At 67.6% G+C, this 22,045-nt stretch carries 20 protein-coding genes and 1 pseudogene; 15 read left to right on the forward strand and 6 right to left on the reverse strand.

Translation table 11 applies throughout. The features are described 5' to 3' along the window. Positions 1–5 precede the first annotated feature (5 nt). Genes HB681_RS35625 through HB681_RS35635 form a run of 3 tightly spaced genes read left to right on the forward strand, consistent with a single transcriptional unit; the run spans position 6 to position 5,217 of the window. Complete coding sequence (locus tag HB681_RS35625; protein WP_213959619.1) at positions 6–1,082, forward strand: YCF48-related protein; 1,077 nt, start codon at positions 6–8, stop codon at positions 1,080–1,082. After that, on the forward strand, positions 1,079–3,553 hold the full coding sequence (locus tag HB681_RS35630; protein WP_213959620.1) for an MMPL family transporter: 2,475 nt from the start codon (positions 1,079–1,081) through the stop codon (positions 3,551–3,553). The genes HB681_RS35625 and HB681_RS35630 overlap by 4 nt, the downstream gene beginning before the upstream one ends. A gap of 23 nt (positions 3,554–3,576) precedes the next feature. Then, a complete protein-coding gene (locus HB681_RS35635) occupies positions 3,577–5,217 on the forward strand; it encodes a 3-(methylthio)propionyl-CoA ligase (RefSeq protein ID WP_213959621.1) in 1,641 nt (546 codons plus the stop codon). 12 nt (positions 5,218–5,229) lie between these two features. Here HB681_RS35635 and HB681_RS35640 read toward each other — a convergent pair whose 3' ends face one another. Then, a complete protein-coding gene (locus tag HB681_RS35640; protein WP_213959622.1) occupies positions 5,230–7,911 on the reverse strand; it encodes a LuxR C-terminal-related transcriptional regulator in 2,682 nt (893 codons plus the stop codon). Between the two features lie 191 nt (positions 7,912–8,102). On the opposite strand from HB681_RS35640, the gene HB681_RS35645 reads away from it, so the two are divergent. The 11 genes and pseudogenes from HB681_RS35645 to dusA all read left to right on the forward strand — a co-directional run bounded on the left by HB681_RS35645 (position 8,103) and on the right by dusA (position 17,455). Beyond that, positions 8,103–8,579: a 2,4'-dihydroxyacetophenone dioxygenase family protein gene (locus HB681_RS35645; RefSeq protein WP_213959623.1), complete on the forward strand. Its 477-nt coding sequence runs from the start codon at positions 8,103–8,105 to the stop codon at positions 8,577–8,579. A gap of 100 nt (positions 8,580–8,679) precedes the next feature. Then, the gene (locus HB681_RS35650; RefSeq protein ID WP_213959624.1) at positions 8,680–9,162 is read left to right on the forward strand and encodes a 2,4'-dihydroxyacetophenone dioxygenase family protein; all 483 of its coding nucleotides are present in this window, start codon (positions 8,680–8,682) and stop codon (positions 9,160–9,162) included. 25 nt (positions 9,163–9,187) lie between these two features. Further along, positions 9,188–9,937, forward strand: a complete 750-nt coding sequence (locus tag HB681_RS35655) for a hypothetical protein (RefSeq protein WP_213959625.1) — start codon at positions 9,188–9,190, stop codon at positions 9,935–9,937. Between the two features lie 34 nt (positions 9,938–9,971). After that, positions 9,972–10,148 carry a hypothetical protein gene (locus HB681_RS35660; protein WP_213959626.1) on the forward strand — a complete coding sequence of 59 codons (177 nt, stop codon included), beginning with the start codon at positions 9,972–9,974 and terminating at the stop codon, positions 10,146–10,148. Between the two features lie 31 nt (positions 10,149–10,179). Continuing rightward, entirely contained in the window at positions 10,180–10,656 is a 477-nt protein-coding gene (locus HB681_RS35665; protein ID WP_213959627.1) for a hypothetical protein, read from the forward strand. After that, positions 10,653–12,098 carry an amidohydrolase family protein gene (locus HB681_RS35670; RefSeq protein WP_213959628.1) on the forward strand — a complete coding sequence of 482 codons (1,446 nt, stop codon included), beginning with the start codon at positions 10,653–10,655 and terminating at the stop codon, positions 12,096–12,098. Before HB681_RS35665 ends, HB681_RS35670 begins: the two co-directional genes overlap by 4 nt. Positions 12,099–12,131: 33 nt before the next feature. Then, a complete protein-coding gene (locus HB681_RS35675) occupies positions 12,132–13,568 on the forward strand; it encodes an arylsulfatase (RefSeq protein WP_256354679.1) in 1,437 nt (478 codons plus the stop codon). Between the two features lie 287 nt (positions 13,569–13,855). Further along, positions 13,856–15,238, forward strand: a complete 1,383-nt coding sequence (locus HB681_RS35680) for an FAD-dependent oxidoreductase (RefSeq protein ID WP_256354682.1) — start codon at positions 13,856–13,858, stop codon at positions 15,236–15,238. Positions 15,239–15,255: 17 nt separating this feature from the next. After that, positions 15,256–15,942 carry a c-type cytochrome gene (locus HB681_RS35685; RefSeq protein WP_213959630.1) on the forward strand — a complete coding sequence of 229 codons (687 nt, stop codon included), beginning with the start codon at positions 15,256–15,258 and terminating at the stop codon, positions 15,940–15,942. Between the two features lie 94 nt (positions 15,943–16,036). Further along, positions 16,037–16,259: pseudogene (locus HB681_RS38560) on the forward strand (electron transfer flavoprotein subunit beta/FixA family protein); the annotation flags it as partial. A gap of 182 nt (positions 16,260–16,441) precedes the next feature. Further along, on the forward strand, positions 16,442–17,455 hold the full coding sequence (gene dusA / locus HB681_RS35695) for a tRNA dihydrouridine(20/20a) synthase DusA (RefSeq protein WP_213959631.1): 1,014 nt from the start codon (positions 16,442–16,444) through the stop codon (positions 17,453–17,455). Positions 17,456–17,624: 169 nt separating this feature from the next. Here dusA and HB681_RS35700 read toward each other — a convergent pair whose 3' ends face one another. The 5 genes from HB681_RS35700 to HB681_RS35720 form a co-directional block, all read right to left on the reverse strand. After that, the gene (locus tag HB681_RS35700; protein WP_275946427.1) at positions 17,625–18,413 is read right to left on the reverse strand and encodes an amino acid ABC transporter ATP-binding protein; all 789 of its coding nucleotides are present in this window, start codon (positions 18,411–18,413) and stop codon (positions 17,625–17,627) included. After that, entirely contained in the window at positions 18,410–19,081 is a 672-nt protein-coding gene (locus HB681_RS35705; RefSeq protein ID WP_213959632.1) for an amino acid ABC transporter permease, read from the reverse strand. Before HB681_RS35705 ends, HB681_RS35700 begins: the two co-directional genes overlap by 4 nt. A gap of 15 nt (positions 19,082–19,096) precedes the next feature. Next, a complete protein-coding gene (locus HB681_RS35710; RefSeq protein WP_256354680.1) occupies positions 19,097–19,921 on the reverse strand; it encodes a transporter substrate-binding domain-containing protein in 825 nt (274 codons plus the stop codon). Between the two features lie 61 nt (positions 19,922–19,982). After that, positions 19,983–20,723, reverse strand: coding sequence for an SDR family NAD(P)-dependent oxidoreductase (locus HB681_RS35715; RefSeq protein ID WP_213959634.1), 741 nt, complete (start codon positions 20,721–20,723; stop codon positions 19,983–19,985). A 217-nt stretch (positions 20,724–20,940) separates the two neighbouring features. Next, positions 20,941–21,588 (reverse strand): GntR family transcriptional regulator, encoded by a 648-nt coding sequence (locus HB681_RS35720; protein WP_213959635.1) that lies wholly within the window; start codon positions 21,586–21,588, stop codon positions 20,941–20,943. A 97-nt stretch (positions 21,589–21,685) separates the two neighbouring features. Between HB681_RS35720 and HB681_RS35725 the strand changes: the two genes are divergently transcribed. Then, positions 21,686–22,045: methylmalonyl-CoA mutase family protein (locus tag HB681_RS35725; protein ID WP_256735235.1), on the forward strand; the 360-nt coding region annotated here is incomplete at its 3' end.

Consider the following 22,045-nt stretch of genomic DNA (forward strand, 5'->3'; position numbering starts at 1 on the left):
CGATCATGCAACGCAGAAGCGTGCTGCTGGCCGCGCTGGCCGCCGCCAGTAGCACCGCAGTCCGGGCGGTCGAGGTGTCCGAGCGGCCGGCGCGCCTGAGCGCACTGGCGTCCCGGCGGCTCGTCACCGGGATTGCGCGCGCCGACGGCCTGCTGGTCGCCGTCGGCCAGCGCGGCCACATCGTGGTCTCCTCCGATGGCGGCCAGACCTGGGCCCAGGCGACGGTGCCGGTGAGCAGCGACTTGACCGCAGTGCGCTTCGTCGATGCCAAGGTGGGCTACGTCACGGGCCATGACGGGCTGGTGCTGGGCACGCGCGATGGCGCCCGCAGCTGGATCCGCCTGCTTGATGGCCGGAGGGCCAACACGCTGGTGCTTGAGCAGATGAAAACGCGGGCCGCTGCCGCGGACGCTTCCGAGCAGGACCGCAAGCTGCTCGGCGAAGCGCAACGCAACCAGGAGGCCGGGCCCGACAAGCCCTTCCTCGACCTGCATTTCTCCAATGCCGACGAGGGCTTCGTGGTGGGCGCCTACGGCCTGGTCATGCACACCGCCGATGGCGGTCGCAACTGGACCTCCTGGTATGACCGCGTCGACAACCCGCAACTGCTCAACCTCTATGCGGTCTGCGCCTTCCAGGGCAGCCACTACATCGCGGGCGAGGGCGGGCTGCTGCTCAAGCTCGATCGCGACGGCAAGCGCTTCCGTGCGCTCGCCTCGCCCTACAAGGGCAGCTTCTTCGGCATCGTGGCCACCAGCGCGGGCGTGCTGGCCTACGGCATGCGCGGCAACGCCTTCCTGAGCGAGGACGAAGGCGCGAGCTGGAAGCCGGTGCGCAGCGGCCTCGCCGCCAGCATCGTCGCCAGCGCCGTCCATGGTGTCGACGCCGACGGCACGCTGGCACTGGTCGATCAGGGCGGCGGCATCGTCGTCAGCGGCGACGGTGGCCGCAACTTCGCGAGCGCGCCAATCCGCTCGCCCATGGCGCTGGCCGCAGTGGCCTTCAGCGCCAAGACCCAACTCGTCGTGGGCGGTCCCGCCGGCCTGCGCACCATCGAGCTGACACCCAAGGACAAGCCATGACCCCCTCCACCACCCAAGAGCAGATGCCGGTGGTGCGCGAGCTCGCCGACTTCCCGCGCAACTCGGGCAACTGGCTCGAGCGCGCCGTCTTCAACCATCGCCTGCTCGTCACACTGGCCTGCCTCGTCGCCACGCTGGTGCTGGGCTTCCTGGCCACGCGCGTGTCGCTCAACGCCAGCTTCGACAAGATGATCCCGGTGGGTCATCCCTACATCCAGAACTACCTGCAGAACCGCAGCGAGCTGCGCGGCATGGGCAACACGCTGCGAGTGGTGGTGGAAAGCGAGAAGGGCGACATCTTCGATGCGCGCTACCTCGATGCGCTCAAGCACATCAACGACGACTTGTTCCTCATGCAGGGCGTGGACCGCGCCTGGGTCAAGTCGCTGTGGACCCCGGCCACGCGCTGGACCGAGGTGACCGAAGAAGGCTTCCAGGGCGGCCCGGTGATGCCCGACAACTTCGACGGCAAGGCCACCAGCGTCGACAAGCTCAAGCTCAATGTGGCGCGCGCCGGCCTGGTCGGCAGCCTGGTGGCCAACGACTTCAAGTCCAGCGCCATCGTGGCGCCATTGCTGGACGGCGGCAAGGACGGCCGGCTCGACTACTGGCGCCTGTCGCACGACATCGAGACGCAGATCCGCGACAAGTACGAGAAGGGCACGGCCGCCGATGGCCAGCCCTGGGGCGTGAAGGTGCACGTGATCGGCTTTGCCAAGATCATCGGCGACCTGCTCGATGGTCTGGTGCAGGTGATGGCTTATTTCGGCATCGCCACGCTGATCGCCGGCCTGCTGCTGTACGGCTACACGCGCTGCCTGCGCAGCACCGCCATGGTGTTGGCCTGCTCGCTGATCGCGGTGCTGTGGCAGGTGGGGCTGGTGCAGCTGGTGGGGCTGGAGCTGGACCCGTACTCCATGCTGGTGCCCTTCCTGGTGTTCGCCATCGGCGTGAGCCATGGCGCGCAGAAGATGAACGGCATCATGCAGGACATCGGCCGCGGCACGCACCGGCTGGTGGCCGCGCGCTACACCTTCCGGCGCCTGTTCCTGGCCGGCGTCACGGCATTGCTGGCGGACGCGGTGGGCTTCGGCGTGCTGATGCTGATCCCGATCCCGGTGATCCGCGAACTCGCGCTCACGGCCAGCATCGGTGTCGCGGTGCTGATCTTCACCAACCTGCTGCTGCTGCCGGTGCTGCTGTCATACGTGGGCGTGAGCCCGAAGGCGGCCGCGCGCAGCCTGCAGGTGGAGCAGGCCCAAGCGGCGGGGCAGGGCGGACGCCTGTGGGCCGTGCTGGACAACTTCGCGGCCAGGCGCAGTTGGGCGCTGGCCGCGGTGCTGGGCTCGCTCGCGCTTGGCGTCGTGGGCTTCGCCATCAGCCTCAAGCTGCAGGTGGGCGACCTCGACCCGGGCGCACCGGAGCTGCGCCCCGACTCGCGCTACAACCGCGACAACGCCTACGTGGCGAAGAACTATTCACTCTCGAGCGACCTGTTCGCCGTGATCGTCAAGACGCCCAAGGAAGGCTGCCTGAAGTACGCCACGCTGGAGCACGTGGACCGCCTGGCCTGGGAGCTGCAGCAGCTGCCCGAGGTGCGAACGACGGTTTCGCTCACGGACGTGGTGCGCCAGATCACCGCCGGTTCCTTCGAGGGCAACCCCAAGTGGCAGACCATCTCGCGCAACCAGGACATCCTGAACTACGGCGCGCAGCAGGCCACGGTGAACAACCCCGAGATGTTCAACGTCGAGTGCTCGGTGATGCCACTGGTGGCCTACCTGAGCGACCACAAGGCGGCCACCCTGCAGAAGGTGCTGCGCGTGGTGGAGGACTTCGTGAAGGCCAACCCGACCGACCCGGCGCTGGTGCAGGTGCTGCCCGCGGCGGGCTCCGCGGGCATCGAGGCGGCCACCAACATCGTGGTGCACGAGGCCAACCGCACCATGCTGTTCTACGTGTACGCGGCGGTCATCGCGCTGTGCTTCCTGACCTTCCGCTCCTGGCGCGCGGTGCTGGTGGCGGTGATCCCGCTGGTCCTCACCTCGATCCTTTGCGAGGCGCTGATGGTATGGCTGGGCATCGGCGTGAAGGTGGCCACATTGCCGGTGATCGCGCTGGGCGTGGGCATCGGGGTGGACTATGCGCTGTACCTGCTGAGCGTGCAGCTCGCCGGGCAGCGTCGCGGCCTCACCTTGGCCAAGGCGTATGCCGAAGCGGTGACCTTCACCGGTCGCGTGGTGGCGCTGGTCGGCGTGACCCTGGCCGCGGGCGTCATCACCTGGGCTTTCTCGCCCATCAAGTTCCAGGCCGACATGGGCATCCTGCTGACCTTCATGTTCGTCTGGAACATGGTCGGCGCGCTGGTGCTGATCCCGGCCCTGTCGCACTTCCTCTTGAATGACCGGCATTTCAAGCCGGTTCCCTCTGCAACCACCGCCGGCGCCGATCTCGCGGCGACGCCGGCCTGACAAGAACCCATCAAGGAACGACGATGAACGGACTCATGATGCAGCAGCCGCTGCTGATCTCCTCACTTCTGATCCATGCCGAGCGGCACCACGGCGAGCAGGAAATCGTCTCGCGCCGCGTCGAAGGCGACATCCACCGCTACACCTTTGCCGACTTGGCCGCGCGCTCGCGGCGCATGGCCAATGCGCTGGTGTCGCTGGGCGTGAAGCCCTCCGATCGCGTCGGCACGCTGGCCTGGAACGGCCACCGGCACATGGAGCTGTACTACGCGGTGTCCGGCTCCGGCGCGGTGCTGCACACGCTCAATCCCCGCCTGCACGCGGACCAGGTGGTGTGGATCGCCGACCATGCCGAGGACCAGGTGCTGTTCTTCGACCTGAGCTTCCTGCCGCTGGTGGAGGCCATTGCACCGCGCGTCAAGACCATCCGCCATTTCGTGGCGATGACAGACCGCGCGCACATGCCGGCGCAAAGCAGCATCCCCGCACTGCTGTGCTATGAGGACCTGATCGCTGACGCCAGCGACACGTTCGCCTGGCCCGAGTTCGACGAGAACACCGCCTCGTCGCTTTGCTACACCTCGGGCACCACGGGCAATCCCAAGGGCGTGCTCTACAGCCACCGTTCGACTCTCCTGCACACCTTCGCCGCGGCGCTTCCCGATGCCCTGAACTGTGCGGCGAGCGATGTGATCCTGCCGGTGGTGCCGATGTTCCATGTCAACGCCTGGGGGTTGCCGTACGTCGCCTGCATGGTGGGCGCCAAGCTGGTGTACCCGGGCCCGGCACTGGATGGCAAATCGCTGCACGAGCTCTTCGAGAGCGAGGGCGTCACCCTGTCGGCGGGCGTGCCCACGGTCTGGCAGGGCTTGCTCGCGCATGTGGAATCGAACGACTTGAAGTTCAGCACCATGCGCCGCACCATCATCGGCGGCTCGGCCTGCCCGCCCGCCATGATGCGAACCTTCCAGGAGCGCCACGGTGTGGCCGTTCTGCACGCCTGGGGCATGACCGAGCTCAGCCCCATCGGCACCGTGTGCAGCTTCAAGCCTGCGCAACGCGCGCTGTCCGAGCACGGGCGCTACGCGGTGCAGGCCAAGCAGGGCCGGGCCGTCTTCGGCATCGACATGAAGATCGTCGGCGAGGACGGCCATGAATTGCCCTGGGACGGCCAGTCCAGTGGCGACCTGTACGTGCGCGGGCCCTGGGTGGTGGGGCACTACTTCCGCATGGCGGACAAGTCGCCGCTGGTCGTGACGGGCAACAAGGGCTGGTTCCCCACCGGCGACGTCGCGACCATCGACCCCCTCGGCACCATGCAGATCACCGACCGCAGCAAGGACGTGATCAAGTCCGGCGGCGAATGGATCGGCTCGATCGACCTGGAGAACGTCGCCATGGCGCACCCGCAGGTGGCGATGGCGGCCTGCATCGCGGTGGCCCACCCGAAGTGGGACGAGCGGCCGCTGCTGGTCGTGGTGAAGAAGCCGGACCAGACCCTGACGCGCGAGGAACTGCTGGCCTTCTACGACGGCAAGATCGCCAGGTGGTGGACGCCCGACGACGTGGTCTTCGTCGATGCCATCCCGCTGGGTGCCACCGGCAAGATGCTCAAGAACAAGCTGCGCGAGCAGTTCAAGGAGCACAGGCTGCCGACCGCCTGAGCGCTGACGCCCTCAGGCGACAGCGTCTTCGTCGATCACCAGCCCCATCATCCGCGCCCGGTCGACGGCATGCCGCCGCGAGCCGGCCGACAGCTTGGCGAAGAGATTTTTCAGGTGCCACTTGACGGTCTCGTCGCCGACGTCCATGGCCTTGGCGATGTGCTTGTTGGAGTGGCCGGCCGCGACCAGGCGCAGCACCTCGGCTTCCTTGGGTGTGAGCAAGCCGCCCGGGCTCGCCGCGGGCTTGCGGGGCGGCGTGTGCGCGGGCGGTAGCGCGGTTGACGCGGCGGCCGGCGCCTGGCGCGCATCGGCGGCCTCGAGTCTCCGGCGCAGCGCGAGGACCGCCGGATGGGCTTCTTCCACGAGCCGCAGGCAGCCACGCATCGCGCCGATGCTCAGCGCTTCCGCAAGCAGGGGCAGCGCCCGCTCCGATCCCGCCAGCTCGGCCGCGACCGCGCGCAAGGCCTGGACCGTGACCGCCTCGCGCGCGAAGTTGGCGGCGCGCGCCAGCTCGGCCGCGTCCGAAAGTTCAGCCTGCGCGCTGGCGCCGTCGAATCGCGCGATGGCCAGCAGCGCGCGTGCGAGCGCGCAGCGCAGCTTGTACTCGCGCAGGAAGGGCAGGTACTCGGGCCCCTCGAAGGTGGGCGCCAGCGCCTCGAGGGTCGGCATCAGCGCCGTCGCCGATTCGACGTGTCCCTTGCATGCGTGCAGGTGGATGCGCATCGCCAGACCCGCAAGCACCAGCCGCGGCATGGACCGGGCACGCCCGTCGGCCTCCATGCTGCCCAGCACCCCCAGCGCGCGGCGTTCGTCGCCCTGCGCGGCCGCGAGCCTTACCCGCGTTTCATAGGCGAGCAGGATCGCGTCGGGAAACACGAAGCGCTCCATCACGTCCACCCGATGGGCGAGCAGGGCCTCGGCGCGCGCGACCTCGTCGCGTTCCAGCAGCGCCGCCGCCATGCCAACGGCGTGCAGGCACGCGACGGTGCTGCGCCGGCCCTGGGTCCGCTCCGCATGCGCGAGCGGGCCCTGCAGCAGTTCCTCCACGCGGATCGGGTCGCCCTCGCGCAGCAGGGCCACCGCCAGGTAGAGCCGGGAGATCGAGAACACCAGCGCCAGCGTGCGGTTGTCGGCGGCCTCGGGGGCGGGGCTGGTGTCCATGGCATGCACCTGCGCGAGCTCGCCACTGGCCACCGCTACCACTGCGCAGGTGTTGAAGTAGGACTGCCGGTGAACCGGGTCGACCACGTAGTCCGGCAGCGTCGGCCAGCGCGCCATGATGGCCGGGATCAGCCCGATCCGGTCCGCGCAGGCCTCGGCGCAGGATGCGACCAGCGCGGCCATGAAAGTCATGGCGGGTTCGGTCGATGGATCGCGCAGGACCTCGTCCGCCGTCCGGCGCGCTTCGTCGGGACGATTGCCGAGTGCCATGACCCAGGCTCCGATCAGCCGGAGCTGGACGTTGTCGGCCAGCGTTTCCGGCGCCAAGTGGGGGATCCATTGCAGCGCTTCCGCGAGGTCGCCGCTGGTGGCCACCGACCACAGGCCTTGGCTCGCGCAAGCCTGGGCGAGCGGCTCGTCCTTTGCCGCGAGCGCGTGCCGCGCTGCGTCCGGAAAGAACCGGCGCTGCGCCAGCCACTGGGCGGCGCGCAGGTGCAGTTGCGTTCTTTCCGCCTCGGGAAGCTGCTCGAAGCGGCCCAGCAGGAAGTCGCGCGCGAGCGCGTGCAGCCGCATCCACCCTTGCGCCTCGGTCACGGTGAAGATCGGCGTGTCCGCCATCATCTGCTCCAGCCATGGCGCCGCCATCGGGCTGCCCGTGGTCGCTTCGCACAGTTCGCGCGACAGGGGGTCGAGGATCGCGATGCGCGTCAGGAAGGCTGCGACGGCTTCGGGAAGGTGGTCGAGCAGCGATTCGATGAAGTAGCGCTCGAGGTCGCCGCTGCGGGCCGACAGCGCCAGCACGGCGGTGTGGTAGTGCGGCGAGCGCTCGATCGCCGCGGCCGCCAGCTGAAGTCCGATCGGCCAACCCTCGGTCATCTCGTGCAGCCTGACGCAGTCGTCGAGCTCGAGGCGCTTGCCGAAGCGCTTGCGCAGCAGGGCGACGGCATCGTCGAGGTCCAGGCGCAGGTCGTCGACGGTGACGCGGGCGCATTCGCCGCGGGCGGTGAGCTCGACGGTGGGCAGCACCAGCGGCACGCGCGTGCCGAGAACCACAGTCAGGTTGGCCGGCGCGTTCATGAGCAGGTAGGCCAGCGCGTCACGCGCCGTCTCCCGCGGCAGGTTCTCGCCGTCGTCAAGGACGATCACGGTGGGCGCGGCCAGGCTGGCAATCTCCGATAGCACCGCGGTCAGCGCATCGAGCGCGCGCTCGGGGTCGTCCCCGTATTCGAGCGCGATGCGGTCGAAGCTGGCGCGGCCGCTGGCGCTGCGCATCGCCTGGGCCAGCACCCGGGCAAAGCGGATCGGGCCGTCCTGCGCATCGAGCGTCGCCCAGGTCACGAGCGCACCGCGCTCGAGCCAGAGCAAGCGCCACTGAACGAGCAGCGTGGACTTGCCGAATCCGCCCGGCGCGCACACCTCGATGAACGCGCGTTCGCGCACCTCGTCCCACAGCTGGGCCAGCCGAGGACGCGCGATCACCATGCGATGGGCGCGTGGCGGCGTTGTCTTCAGGACGATGCGGTCTTGGTCCATCGTTGCCGGGGCGGCTGCGCTGCCGAGGCCTCCTGCGGATGCTGTAAGGGCGCCGAGCGTACCGCGAAATCGCCAGCTCAGCGCAGTCTTCGGGGCCGCCCGGCCCCCCCCGTGCTTGGGGGGGCGAGCGCCGCGGGGCGCGGATACCTTCGGGGCTTCCCATGGAGGACTGGCTCCCCCGAAAGGCAAGCATGAATTTTGAACGCGTGGACACCAGCCTCATGGACGACGACGCGTACCCGTGGATGCCGTTCGCACCGTACAGCGACCGCGTCGAGGTCAAGTACTTCCGGGCCGACCCCATCCGCGGCGAGACCATCGCCCTGCTCAAGGTGCCGCCCGGCATTTCGCTGCCGACGCACCACAACACCGGCACCGTCATCGTCTACACGGTGCAGGGCAGGTGGCGCCACCTGGAAACCGAGTGGGTCGCCGGCCCCGGCAGCGTGGTGTTCGAGCCGGCGTCGTCGCGCCACACCCCGCAGGCCATTGCCGGCCAGCAGGGGGATGTGATCGTCCTGAACGTGATCGTCGGGGAGACGCACTACCTCGACGCCCTGGGCAACACCGTCGCCATCGAGAACTGGAAGACCGCGGTGAATCGCTACATCGCCCATTGCAAGGCGCAGGGCCTCCCGCCCAAGGACCTCACCAGCTTCGCCGGCTGATGCACCCTCCCCCCCGGGCTGGGGGGGGTCGAAAAATCCCCAAAACCTAAAGTTCACCCAACCGCTCAATGTCGAGCGCAACAACCCCAGGAGACCCCACATGAGTTCCATCGGCTTCGATCCCAAGTACCTGCAAGGCGGAGACACGCCCTGGCTGCCCTTCACCCCCTACAACGCCGACGTCGGCATCAAGCTGCTGCACGTCGACCAGTCGCGCGGCGAGATGGCCCTGCTGATGCGCGTGCCCGCCGGCACCTTCCTCGGCGCGCACAACCACCGCGGCCGCGTGGTGCTCTACACGATCCAGGGCGGCTGGCGCTACATGGAGCACGACTGGGTCGCGCGTGCCGGCGACTTCGTGTATGAGACTGCCGGCTCGCGCCACAGCTTCCAGGGCGAGGCGGGCGACGACGCACTGCTGTTCGTGCTGCTCGACGGTTCGCTGGAGTTTCTCGACGAGGCCGGCAACGTCGCCGCGATCGAGGACTGGCGCTCGATGCTGGAACGCCTGAACGCGCACTGCGAGGAGACGAACATGCCGGTGCCCGAGCTCTCGGAGTTTCCCCAGGCGACGCACGCCTGATCCCGTCCAACGCCGGAGACACGAAATGAACACACAGGCAATGAGCGGTCGCCGCATCGCCGGCTGGGCTGGCCTTCTGGCGGCGCCGCTGGGACTCTTCAACATCGCCACCTTCCTGTCGGTGACCAACGGGAACACGGAGGCGCTTCTCGATCCGGCCTATGCGCTGGCCCTGCCGGCCTCGGCGCAGGCGGTCTTCACGGCCAGCATGGTCGCCGACACGCTCGGCTTCTATCTGTTGCCGGCGATGCTGGGCGGCTACCTGGCGACCTGCCTGCCCGCCGCGCACCGTGCTCGCGCAGCGCTCGCCTCGCCGTGCCTGCTGGTCTTCGCGGTCCTCGGCATCCTGGGCGCGCTGCTGCAGATGGCGGCCCTGCCGGCCCTCGCCGCGGCCCACGCTGCGGGCATGCCAGGCGCGGAGGCTGCCTGGGTCGTCATCGTCAGCACGGCGCAGAACGGCTTGTGGTGGTTCGAGATGCTGCCCTTCGGGATCTACGCGCTGCTGTGCGGCTCCTCGCTGCGGGCGGCGAAGTTCGGCTTCGGCAGCCTGCTGATCGCCGGCGGCGTCCTCGGGCTGCTCTATTGGGTGCTGACGATTCCAGGCGTGGCCAGCGTGGTGCCAGGCGCCGCCATGGGCGCGGAGACGGCGGGGCTTTTGGCACTGCTCACCATCCTGGCATGGGCCTTCCTGACGGGATGGACGATGCTGCGCAAGGACGCCGGTGCGCTGGACGCGGCTGCACTTGCGAAACCGCTGCCGCAGGCCAACCGCTGAAACACGGCCACGCCTCGCCTCGAAGGAGTCATCCATGAAGCATCTTCGATCCTTCTGGCCCGAGATCGCTGTCGCAGCCTTCGTGCTGATCGTGGCCGCTTCATCGGTCATGGTTCCCCCACCGGAGCGCGACGTCTCGCCGGCTGCCGGGATGCGCAGTGCGCCCAGCTACCCGGAAGCGCCCCTTCGCGCAGGGGCCCTGCTGCCATGAAGAGGTTCCGGATCCAACCAGGAGAAATGAAATGAACATTCAAAGCAACACCCACGCCGAGGGTCCGATCGGCTTTCGCGACACCTCGAAGTCCCACGGCATGGCGATGAACATCATCTACCACCTGTCCTATGTCGTCGGACTCTTCTTCATCATCGGAGAGACGGTCAAGCGCGGGCCGGGCTACTTCGCGATCAACGCGACCACGATGTTCGAAGACTACTTCGGTGGGGCCGTGCTGATTGCGGCGGCCCTGTTCTGGCGTCGCCGGCACAGCCTGGCGCCGAAGCTGATGTCGGCGGCCTGGGCCTATTCCCTGGGCGGGCTGTTCGTGCCCTTCTTTGCCCATCTCGAAGCGGCGTTGCGCGGCTACACCATGCGTCCGGACCAGCCGTACCAGGACACCGCCTCGATCGTGATCAAAGGGGTTCTGTGGCTCATCTGCCTGGTCTGCGCCTACGTGAGCCTGCGCAGCGGCAACGTTTCCACGGCGGGAGCACGTCGATGAAAAACCTTCGCCGCAACCTGCTGGGCGCGATTGGCCTGCTCGCGCTGTCGGCCAGCATGGGCGAATCGTGGGCGCAGCCTGCAACGCCCGCGGCCCAAGCCACCAGCGCGCAACCCGCGCCACGCTCTGCCGTCGAACGCCCGCCGAACCTCAAGCTGGTCAACGGCCAGTGGTTCAACGGCACCGGATTCGTGGCCGCCACGATGTACACCGAGGGCGGCGTCTTCCGCGACAAGGAGCCGGCCAGCGTCGACCGGACCATCGACCTGGGCGGCCAGTTCGTCGTCCCGCCGTTCGGCGACGCCCACCTGCACTGGCTCGCGGGCCCAGGAACCCCGGCGTACTTGTCCGAGGTGGTCGCCGCCTCGTTGCGCTACGGCCAGTTCTACGCCCTCGACCTGGGCGGCATTCCCGAGTTCTCCCCGCGCCTGGACCCGCTGGTCAACAAGCCCGACAGCGTCGACTTCGCCAGCGCCCAGCAACGCTGGACGGCCCAGGGCGGCCACGCGCCGGTGCTCTACACCACGCTCGCCAAGCGCGGGGGCATCGGCATGCATGCCGACCACTTGGAGAACGCGGCCTACTTCCTGGTCCAGAGCGTGGCGGACATCGAGCGCGACTGGCCGCTCTTCATGGCCAGCAAGCCCGCCATCGTGAAGCTCGATTTCGTCTCCAGCGAGGAATACGACAAGCGCGCCGACGACCCCGCCTACTACGGCATGCGCGGGATCAATCCGAAGCTGGCGGCCGAGATCGTGCGGCGCGCGCATGCGGCCGGCCTGCGCACCACGGCCCACATCCAGAACGGGCCCGATTTCCACAACGCGCTCGCGGCCGGGGTGGATGCGATCGCCCACATGACGGTCGGCGAATTCACCTTCGCCACCGATCCCAAGACCGGGCAGCCGATGCGCAAGTTCGCGACCAACCAGAACCGTCTCTACGCGATCGCCGAGGAAGACGTCCGCTTCGCCGGCGAGCGCCGCATCCCGGTCACCACCACGCTCGCCCGCCTGGGCAACCTGCGCGCCACCAACCCGGCAGAAGTCGCGCTGGTGGAAAAGGAAGTGGTCCTGCCCAACCTGCAACTGATGCGCAAGTACAACGTGCCGGTGCTGATCGGCACCGACGACGTGCCCGTGCTGGACGGCCCGAACAAGGGCAGGGCGCTGTTCGACGAGGCGCTCTATGTGACCAGCCTCGGCGTCTACAGCCCGCCCGAAGTCCTGCGGATGCTGACCGAAACGACGCCCCAGTACATCTTCCCGGGCCGCAAGATCGGCATGCTGCGCGATGGCTACGAGGCGAGCTTCCTGGTGTATGCCGGCAATCCGCTGGACTACCTCAAGGGTGCGGCGCCCGGCTTCCTGGCGCCCGGTGCACTCACCATGCGCTTCAAGCAGGGGCATGCCATCAACGTGGCGGCCGAGAAGGCGCCGTAGCCGGCCGCGCTGCCCATCTAATCGAGAACGACCATGAAGATGCGAATGTCCATGGGCTGGCTGTTGGCCGCCCTGCTGTGCACGGCGCCCCCCGCGCAGGCCGCGACCGGCCAACCCAATATCGTGCTGGTGCTGATGGACAACCTGGGCTATGGCGAGCCCGGCGTCTACGGCGGCGGCATCACGCGTGGCGCGGCCACGCCGCGCATCGACGCATTGGCGCAGCAGGGCACGCGCCTCACCAATTTCAATGTCGAGGCGCAATGCACGCCGAGTCGCGCGGCGCTCATGACCGGCCGCTACGCGGTGCGCACCGGCAATGGCTCGGTGCCGCTCGACACGCCGCTGTATGGCTTGACGCAATGGGAAGTCACCATCGCCGAAGCCCTGTCGGCGAAGGGCTATGCCACCGCGGCCTACGGCAAATGGCACCTCGGCCACACCGAAGGGCGCTTCCCGACCGACCAGGGCTTCGACGAGTGGTACGGCATCCCGAACTCGTCCGACGAGAGCTACTGGAGCGGCAACCCCTTGGTCGACGGCAAGGCGGTGCATCCCTATGCCAGGCCTGAGTACCTGATGGAAGGCAGGAAGGGCGCCGACCCGAAGCAGGTCAAGGTCTACGACCTGGAACAGCGCGCGCTCATTGACGGCGAGCTGACCCGGCGCGGCATCGATTTCATGCGCCGCCAGAGCCAGGCCGGCAAGCCCTTCTTCCTTTACCTGCCGCTGACGCAGCCGCACTACCCGACGCTGCCCGGCCCCGAGTTCAAGGGCAAGACCGGCAACGGTGACTTTGCCGACGTGCTGGCGCAGACCGATGCCTATGTCGGGCGCCTGATCGATGCGGTCGACCAGATCGGGCAGCGCGACAACACCATCTTCATCTTCACCTCGGACAACGGCCCGGAGATGTTCCTGCCCAACATCGGCTCGAGCGGCCCGTGGCGCGGCACCTACTTCACCGGGCTGGAAGGGTCGCTGCGCGTGCCCTTCATCCTGCGCTGGCCCGGCAAGGTGCCCGCCGGCACGGTCAGCAACGAGATCGTGCACGAGATGGACGTGTTCCCGACGCTGGCCCGCTGGACCGGCGCCGAGGTGCCGAAGGACCGCGTCATCGACGGCGTCGACCAGGGCGACTTCCTGCTCGGCAAGGCGCAGAAGTCCGGGCGCGAGGGCTTCGTGGTCTACGTGGGCAACGAGATCTACGGCATCAAGTGGCGCAACTGGAAGATGATGAGCAAGGAAGTCGGCACCGGCTACGGCGAGCCCGTGCGCAGCTACGGCGTGCCGCTCTTCTACAACCTGCTGACCGACCCGAAGGAGGAGCACGCCGCCGACCCGCGCGTGCTGGAGAACTTCTGGGTGCGCTTTCCGGCGGTGCAGGTCCTGACCGAGCACATGAAGTCGCTGAAGCAGGAGCCGCCCGTGCGTCCCGGCACGCCGGATCCGTACCGGCCTGCGCAGTAGCGTCATCGCCTCGCGCAGAAAGGGCTGTGCCCCGGAGTAGGAATGCCGCCAGTGCGAGCCACTGCTTCATGGGGCTGCGCGAGCCCTTCCGGGGTGAGGGGCGCGATTCGTGCCGATCCCATTCTTCCGACCATAAGCCCAGCGGCGCCGTTCCGCTGTTCATGAGCAACTTCGAGCAGGTGGTGAACATGGAAAACAAGAGAACACAAGAGGCAAGCGAGAAGCCCTCCGACAAGCGGGCACTGACGCGGCGCCGTTTCTTCGGCAAGGCGGCTGGCGGCGTCGCGATGGTGGGCGCCCTGCCTGGCGTGGCCTCCGCGCTGGACAAGGACAACGGCGATGTGCTCGACGTGGTGATCATCGGCGGAGGGCTGGCCGGCCTCACCGCGGCACGCGACCTGCGCCGCGCCGGCTGTGAGTCCTTCCTCGTGCTCGAGGCGCGCGATCGCGTGGGCGGCCGAACCTACAACCACGACCTCGGCAACGGCTACGTGTCGGAGGCCGGCGGCCAGTGGATCGGCCCGGGCCAGACCGCCGTGGCCGACCTGGCCCGTGAACTGGGCGTCGGCACCTTCACCACCTACTACGACGGCGAGACCGTCCTGCTGGCAGGCGACGGGCGGGTCGCCATCGACCTGCACGGCACCTTCGGCACCGATCCGAAGATCGCTGCCCAGCTCGACGAACTGGCGCGCGAGGTTCCCTCGGGCGCACCCTGGAAATCCAAACGCGTCGCCGAACTCGACAAGATGACGCTGGGCGACTTCCTGGCCAGGCAGAAGCTCAAGCCGGAAGACCAGATCGGCTGGGACATGACCTCCCTGCTGTCCGGCGGCACGCTGCCGGCCAAGATGGGCCTGCTGCATTTCCTGTCGATGATCAACTCGGCCAACAGCCGCTACGAGCAACTGGATTCGATCAAGGACAGCGCGCAGGAGACTCGCTTCATCGGCGGCTCGCAGCTGCTGAGCGACAAGATGGCGCAGGCCCTGGGCGACAAGCTCAGGCTCAAGTCGCCGGTGCGCCAGATCCGCGACTGGAACCAGGCCGTGGTCAGCCTGCAGACCGACACCGGCACCGTGCGCGCGCGGTGCGTGATCGCGGCCCTGTCGCCCCCGCTGTGCAACCAGATCAAGTTCGATCCGCCGCTGCCGGCGCCGCGCGCCGAGCTGCAGCGGCGCTGGCCGGCTCACGCGCCGGGGCGCAAGACGGCGCACGTCTATGCCAAGCCGTTCTGGCGCGAGAAGGGCTTGAGCGGTGGCATCCTGCAGGTCAACGGCCCGCTGATCTGGGCCTACGACAACTCGCCGCCGGACGCGTCCATGGGCGTCATCAACGCCTTCGTTGTGCAGTCGATGCTGCCGGACGATCCGAAGCTGGCCGAGCCCATCCTCTCGGGGATCTTTGCCCAGGCGCTGGGCAAGGAGGCGCTGAAGCCGCAGCAGTTCCACGACCTGGACTGGGGCCATGAGCCATGGACCATCAGTTGCGTCTCGCCGATCCCGCCCGGTTTCTGGTCGCGCCACGGCGAGGCGCTGCGTCCGCAGGCCGGCCGGCTGATCTGGTCTGGTACGGAGACGGCGGACATCTGGGCGGGCTACATGGATGGCGCTGTGCGTTCGGGTCACATCGCGGCGCTGCAGGCGCTGCAGGCCTTGCGGCAAGGCTGAGCCAGGGAGGACACGAAATGGCATCCAACAGAAGAAACTGGCGAGCACGCCGCGTGCTCAAGTGGGGCGCCCTGGTCCTTGTCGCCCTCGCGGTGCTGGCAGGCATTGTCCTGGGGCCGATGCTGCTGGACTACCACCGCTTCGATCAGGCCGTTGGAGCGGCGAGTTTGGAACGCCTGGCCGCCGGGGGCCAATGGCCGCGGCGCAGCGATGCATGCATGCCCTGCCACGGTGCGGGCGGCAACACCGCTTCGCCGGGCTATGCGCGGCTCGCCGGCCAGCCCAAGGACTACGTGGTCGCGCAGCTCAACGCCTTTGCCAGCGGCGAGCGCCCCAGCGTGGTCATGTCGCCGCTGGCACTCGAGTTGAGCGGGGAAGAGATCAGCGCGCTGGGCGACTTCTTCCAATCGCGTCCGGTGACGGGGCACGCGCCCTTCGCCGTCGATCCGGAACGGGTGAAGAAGGGGGAGCTGCTGGTCAAGTCAGGCAACTGCATCGCCTGCCACGGGGCCGTGCTGCAGGGCCAGGGCGTGAATCCGCGCCTGGCCGGGCAGGGCAACGACTACCTGGCCAAGCAGTTGCTGGCCTTCAAGAGCGGCGCACGTCGCGACCGCCAGGGCGTGATGGCGGCCATCACCGCCACGATGTCGGAAGACGACGTCGAGAGCGTGGCGCACTACCTGGCCACGTTCAAGGCGCGATGAGGGGTCTGCGCCCGCATGTGCCGCACAGAAGCGCCCCCGAGATCCAAGCGTGAAACCACGGGCTGAAGCCAGCCCATGACAGGAGATTGAAGAGATGAAGGCATTGGTGGCGGTCAAGCGCGTCGTTTGACAACAACGTCAAGGTTCGCGTGAAGTCCGATTGTTCTGACGTGGACATCGTCAACGTCAAGATGAGCATGATCCCCTTCGACGAAATCGCCGTCGGAGAGGCTGTGCGCCTGAAAGAGAAGGGCGTCGTGACGGAAGTCGTCGCCGTCTCCTGTGGTGATGCCAAGTGGTGTCAGGAAACCCTGCGCGCCGGCGAGTAGACCGGCACGATCCATTGCCGCCGCGTAGCTGGGAGAATGTAGGCGTCGTGTGCAAGCCGGCATGTGCAGTTGTGTGCAATCCGTGTGCGTTCAATCGTTGACCGGATATTGCCTCCATGTTGCCGATGCGCGCACTTCGAAATTGCACACGATCGATTTTCGAGATTTGGATGGACAAAAAAACGCTTTCAAATCAGCAGCTGGACGCCATGCGCGTCAGCGTGGCACCCATGATGGACTGGACGGACAGGCACTGCCGTTTCTTCCACCGCCTGCTGAGCCGCCGCACGCTGCTCTACACCGAGATGGTGACGACCGGCGCGCTGGTGCATGGCGACGTGCCGCGCCACCTGCGCTTCAACGCCGAGGAGCATCCGGTGGCCCTGCAACTCGGCGGCAGCGAACCCGCCGACCTGGCGCACTGCGCCAGGCTGGGCGAGGAATGGGGCTACGACGAAATCAACCTCAACTGCGGCTGCCCCAGTGAGCGCGTGCAGCGCGGCGCCTTCGGCGCCTGCCTGATGCAGGAGCCGCAACTGGTGGCCGATTGCGTGAAGGCCATGGTCGATGTCGTCGATGTGCCGGTCACCGTCAAGCACCGCATCGGCATCGACAAGACCGAGAGCTACGAGTTCGTGCGCGACTTCGTCGGCACCGTGCACGAGGCCGGCTGCAACACCTTCATCGTGCATGCCCGCAACGCCTGGCTCAAGGGCCTGTCACCCAAGCAGAATCGCGAGGTGCCGCCCTTGCGCTACGCGCTGGTGCATCGCCTCAAGCACGACTTCCCTGACCTGCGCATTTCCATCAACGGCGGCATCGCCGACAACGCCGAGGTGCATTCGCAACTGCGCCTGCTCGACGGCGTGATGATCGGCCGCGAGGCGTACCACAACCCGTGGTGGCTGGCCGAATGGGACGCCGGCTTCTTCGGCGAAGCGCCACGCGAACTCACGCGCGAAGAAGTCGAGCGGCAGATGTGCAACTACATGGTCCGCGAAGCCGCCGAGCACGGCACGCCCTGGTCCAACATCGCCCGCCACATCCTGGGCCTGCGCAACGGCCTCCCTGGCGCCCGCCGCTGGCGCCAGGTGTGGAGCGATCACAAGCTCAAGTCATCGTCGCCGCACGAGGTCATGGCGCTCGCGCACGCTGGCGAGGGTGTGCGCGAGGCGGTGAGCTGAATACGGGATCGGACAGCCGAACGCAGAAGGAAGACAAAAGAACGCAGAAGTCGCAGAAGAATTCCAATAAAAAATTTGGTATTCCTTTCGCGACCTTCGCGTAACCTTCGCGACCTTCGCGACCTTCGCGACCTTTGCGTACGGCTGTCCGCTCCCGTATTCAAGGCCTTCAGCCGCGCGCCGGCCGCCCCTCGTGGAAGCGCGCCAAAAACGCCTGCGTCGCCGCCTCCCGCGGCGCCTCGATCACCTGGCGTGCCGGACCGTATTCGACGATCACGCCGTCGCGCATGAAGGCCACGCGGTGCGCGACATCGCGCGCAAACGCCATCTCGTGCGTCACCAGCAACATCGTCATGCCTTCCTCGGCCAGCGACTGGATCACGCGCAGCACCTCGCCGACGAGCTCGGGGTCCAGCGCCGACGTGACTTCGTCGAACAGCATCACCTTCGGCTCCATCGCCAGCGCGCGGGCGATCGCCACGCGCTGCTTCTGGCCGCCGGACAGCTGCTCGGGCCAGGCGTCGGCCTTGTGTTCCATGCCCACCTTCGCGAGCAGCGCGCGCGCCTTTTCCGCCGCCTGCGCCTTGGGCTGCCGCAGCACGGTGACCGGCCCCTCCATCACGTTGCCGAGCACCGACATGTGCGGGAACAGGTTGAAGTGCTGGAACACCATGCCCGTGCGGGCGCGGAAGCCGGCGAGCAGTGCATCCTTCGGCAGCCTGGTCGCCGCGCCCGTGAAAGCGAGCGACTGTTCTCCGATGCGCACCGTACCTTCGTCCGGCACGGTCAGCAGGTTGAGGCAGCGCAGCAACGTCGACTTGCCGGAGCCGGAAGGCCCGATCAGGGCCACGGCCTGCCCCTTCTCGACAGAGAGCGACACGTCGCGCAGCACCTGGTTGCTGCCGAAGCGTTTGCCGAGGTGGCTCACCTCGATCATGGATGTGGTCGATGCGGTCATGCGTGGGCGGTGGAGGAGGAGAGCCGCGTCTCGGCGCGCTTGACCAGGATCGTGGCCGGCAGCAGCACCAGGAAATAGGCGATCGCGACGATGGTGTAGGTCTCGAGCGGGCGATACGTTTCGTGCGCGATGCTCTGGCCCTGGTAGAGCAGGTCGGGCAGCGCGAGCACCGACAGCAGCGAGGTGTTCTTCAACTGCATGATCGACTGGTTCAGCAGCGGCGGCACCATGCGCCGGAAGGCTTGCGGCAGCACCACGCGCCGCATCACCTGCGCACGTCGCATGCCGATGGCGCGTGCCGCTTCGCTCTGCCCGGGATCGATCGAGATGATGCCGCCGCGGATGATCTCGGAATAGAAGGAGCCGCCGTAGAGCGACAGTGCCAGCACTGCGGCCAGCGCCGGCGAGATCTGGATGCCGGTGAGCACCGGCAGGGCGTAGTAGAACCACACCAGTTGCACCAGCACCGGCGTGCAGCGGAACACTTCCACGTAGGCGCGCAGCGGGGCGCGCACCCACACGGGTTGGGCCAGCCGCCCCATCGCCACCACCAGCCCGATCAACAGGCCCAGCGCCGTGCAGATCACTGTGTAGCCCGCCGTGTAGACGAGGCCGGTCAGGAGCAGTTCGCGAAAGCCCCAGAGGAATTCAAAGTTCCATTGGTACACGGCGGTCTCTCGGCGTCAGAAGCTGATGGTCGGGGGAATCTGCTCCGGCTTCACGCCCGACAGCACCTGCATGTTCGACAGCACCACGTCCTTGACCTTGCCGCTGCTGCGCGTCTGGGCGATCCACTTGTTGACGTACTCCTTCCACTGGTGGTCGGTCTCCTTGCGGAAGCCGAGGTTGGTGGTGGTGGCCTGCGTCGGCGTAGGCAGCACCAGGTGGCCGATCGTCGGATTCTTGCTGATCACCGTGAGCGCCAGCACCACCGCCAGCACTTGGCAATCGGCACGGCCGGTCTGCACGGCGAGCGTGGCGTCGGCGGCTTTTTCCAGGCGGATGATCGAGGCGTTGGGGCACACCTTGGAGATCATCTGGTCGTGCGAGGAGCCGATGTCGACCGCGATCTTGACCTCGGGCTTGTTGATCTCTTCCCAGGTCTTCGGGTTGAAGTCCTTGCGCGCCAGCAGCACGAAGGCGTTGTTGAACAGCGGATCCGAGAAGTCCACCACCAGGGCGCGCGCCGGCGTCGGGTTCAGGCCGAAGAACACGTCGATCTTGTTCGACTGCAGGTCGAGCACCGAGTTGCCCCAGGTGGTTTCGTTGATCTCCAGCTTGGCCTTCAGGCTGTCGGCCAGGCCCTTGCCGAAGTCGATCATGAAGCCTTTCCACTCACCCGAGGCCAGGTCCTTGTGATAGTAGGGCGCCGCGCCCGCGACCGCGCCCATGCGGATCACCTTGGTGCGGTTGATGCGCGCCCAGGCGCTTTCCGTGGTGTCGGGCTGCTGCGCGAAAACGCTGTGGCTCCAGGCCGTGGCGGCGCTGGCCATGGCAACGGTGGTCATGAAATGGCGACGGTTTGTCATGCGGTGGTTCTCCATCGAGGTTGTTATGAAAAAGGGAAGGTCAGAGCGTCATGCCGCCATCGACATGAATCACCTGTCCGGTGATGTAGCCGGCCTCCGGGCTCAGCAGGAAAGCAATGGGCGCGGCAATGTCGTCGGGCGTGGCGAGCCGGCCCGCGGGCACGCGCTGCAGGGCTCGCTGCCACTGCGCATCGCTCAGGGCGCCGGACTTGGGCCGGTCCTTGCGCACATAGCCCGGCGCGACCGCGTTGACCGTCACGCCCAGGCCCGCGGATTCCGCCGCGGCGGCCTTGACCAGTGCTTCCACGCCCGCCTTGGCCGCGGCGGTCGCGGGGAAGGTGGATGCGCCCAGCGTGAAGCGATGGGCGACGAAGGAACTCACGGCCACGAAGCGGCCGGCGCCGCCGGCTTGCTGGAGCAGCGGCAGGCCCTTGCGCAGCAGGTGGGCGAGCGACACGACCATGGTCTGCAGCGAGCGGTTGACGATGTCGTCATCGAGTTGCGCCAGCGTGCTGCGGTCGGCAAAGCCGGCATTGGCGACCACGCCGCGCAGTCCGCCCAGGGCAATGGCCGCGTCGAGCAAGGCATCGACCGTCTGCGGCAATGCCATGTCGCCCACGACGATGCTGCTGCGCACGCCATGGCATTGCGCCGCGACGGCCTCCGCGCCAGCGCGCTGGCTTCCGGTGTGGATCACGAGGTCGATGCCCTGCGCCGCCAGGCGCCTGCAGGTCGCCGCCCCGATGCCGGAACCCGCTCCGGTCACGACCACGCTACTCATTCAGATTGCTTTCTTTTTATGCGCCACGGCATGGCGCCGCCGCAGGATCAGACGAAGCGGCTATTGTGCAAGCAAAAGTTGAGCGAGCCTTGCCATGGAGGGCGCCGGCATTCGATGACCCTGGGGGACTCTGGGCGTCTTGAGTCGATGTGGCTTCGCCATCTCGACTCATCCCCCGCAGGGGGGCGGTCCGGGCGTGGCCCGGCAATGGGGGCGCTCAGGCCGCCGCTTCGAGCCCGCTGTCGAAGTGCTCGCGCATGCGGGCCATGGCCGTCGGCGCGTCCCGCTCGACCAGCGCCGCCAGGATCGCGCGGTGCTCATTCAACGACTCGCCGATGCGGCCCGATTTCAGCAGGGAGTTGTGCCGGTTGAGCTTCATGACCTTGCGCAGGTCGGCCACCATCTGGTCGCGCCACCGGTTGTCGGCCATGGCCAGCAGGCGCATGTGAAAGCGCTCGTTGATGGCGAAGAACCTGTCGCGGTCGACATGGCCCGGCCGCGCCGCCGCTTCGAGTTCGGCATGCAGCGCCTTCAATTCCTCGACTTGCGCGTCGGTCGCGCGCTGCGCCACCACGCCGGCGGCATCGCTTTCCAGCAGGCTCAGCAGGTGATAGACGTCCGACAGGTCCTTCTCCGACACCTCCGTCACGTAGGCGCCGCGCCGCACCTTCATCGTCACCAGGCCCTCCGCGGCCAGCACCTTCAGGGCTTCCCGCAGCGGAGTGCGGCTGATACCGTATTCCTCGGCCAGCTTGAGTTCATCGATCCAGCTGCCGGGCTCCAGTTCGCGGCGGAAGATCCGCTGGCGCAGCAGTTCAGCCACCTCTTCGTAAAGGGCGCGGGGAGTGAGCGTGACGGCAGACATGAGCGAAATGTACCCCAAGAACAGACTTATAAATTAATAATTACGAAATCGAGTAGACTCCACACCCACACAGATTGACCCTAGCCAGGCGGCGCACATGAGCACACCTTCCGAACCCACCTTCAAGCCTTCCACCCTCGATGCCTGGACCAAGGCCGCCGCCAAGTCCGCCCCCGGCGGCGACCTGGCAGCGCTCAACTGGCTCACGCCGGACGGCATCACCGTCAAGCCGCTCTACACCGCGGCCGACCTGCAGGGCCTGAAGTACACCGACACGCTGCCGGGCTTCGAGCCCTACCTGCGCGGCCCGCAGGCCACCATGTACGCGGTGCGCCCGTGGACCATCCGCCAGTACGCGGGCTTCTCGACGGCAGAGGAATCCAACGCCTTCTATCGCAAGGCACTCGCCGCCGGCGGCCAAGGCGTCAGCGTGGCCTTCGACCTGGCGACGCACCGT

The organism is Variovorax sp. dw_954, assembly GCF_018449755.1.
In the GTDB taxonomy this organism is placed as follows: Bacteria; Pseudomonadota; Gammaproteobacteria; order Burkholderiales; family Burkholderiaceae_C; genus Variovorax.

Excerpts from the sequence above, each read along its gene's own strand:
- HB681_RS35710 (WP_256354680.1), bottom strand. The coding sequence starts at position 19,921 with ATGACCACCGTTGCCATGGCCAGCGCCGCCACGGCCTGGAGCCACAGC.
- HB681_RS35720 (WP_213959635.1), bottom strand. The coding sequence starts at position 21,588 with ATGTCTGCCGTCACGCTCACTCCCCGCGCCCTTTACGAAGAGGTGGCT.
- HB681_RS35640 (WP_213959622.1), bottom strand. The coding sequence starts at position 7,911 with ATGGACCAAGACCGCATCGTCCTGAAGACAACGCCGCCACGCGCCCAT.
- HB681_RS35625 (WP_213959619.1), top strand. The coding sequence starts at position 6 with ATGCAACGCAGAAGCGTGCTGCTGGCCGCGCTGGCCGCCGCCAGTAGC.
- HB681_RS35650 (WP_213959624.1), top strand. The coding sequence starts at position 8,680 with ATGAGTTCCATCGGCTTCGATCCCAAGTACCTGCAAGGCGGAGACACG.
- HB681_RS35675 (WP_256354679.1), top strand. The coding sequence starts at position 12,132 with ATGAAGATGCGAATGTCCATGGGCTGGCTGTTGGCCGCCCTGCTGTGC.
- HB681_RS35665 (WP_213959627.1), top strand. The coding sequence starts at position 10,180 with ATGAACATTCAAAGCAACACCCACGCCGAGGGTCCGATCGGCTTTCGC.
- HB681_RS35715 (WP_213959634.1), bottom strand. The coding sequence starts at position 20,723 with ATGAGTAGCGTGGTCGTGACCGGAGCGGGTTCCGGCATCGGGGCGGCG.
- HB681_RS35700 (WP_275946427.1), bottom strand. The coding sequence starts at position 18,413 with ATGACCGCATCGACCACATCCATGATCGAGGTGAGCCACCTCGGCAAA.
- HB681_RS35660 (WP_213959626.1), top strand. The coding sequence starts at position 9,972 with ATGAAGCATCTTCGATCCTTCTGGCCCGAGATCGCTGTCGCAGCCTTC.
- HB681_RS35630 (WP_213959620.1), top strand. The coding sequence starts at position 1,079 with ATGACCCCCTCCACCACCCAAGAGCAGATGCCGGTGGTGCGCGAGCTC.
- HB681_RS35655 (WP_213959625.1), top strand. The coding sequence starts at position 9,188 with ATGAACACACAGGCAATGAGCGGTCGCCGCATCGCCGGCTGGGCTGGC.
- HB681_RS35680 (WP_256354682.1), top strand. The coding sequence starts at position 13,856 with ATGGTGGGCGCCCTGCCTGGCGTGGCCTCCGCGCTGGACAAGGACAAC.
- HB681_RS35670 (WP_213959628.1), top strand. The coding sequence starts at position 10,653 with ATGAAAAACCTTCGCCGCAACCTGCTGGGCGCGATTGGCCTGCTCGCG.
- HB681_RS35635 (WP_213959621.1), top strand. The coding sequence starts at position 3,577 with ATGAACGGACTCATGATGCAGCAGCCGCTGCTGATCTCCTCACTTCTG.
- HB681_RS35685 (WP_213959630.1), top strand. The coding sequence starts at position 15,256 with ATGGCATCCAACAGAAGAAACTGGCGAGCACGCCGCGTGCTCAAGTGG.
- HB681_RS35645 (WP_213959623.1), top strand. The coding sequence starts at position 8,103 with ATGAATTTTGAACGCGTGGACACCAGCCTCATGGACGACGACGCGTAC.
- dusA (WP_213959631.1), top strand. The coding sequence starts at position 16,442 with ATGGACAAAAAAACGCTTTCAAATCAGCAGCTGGACGCCATGCGCGTC.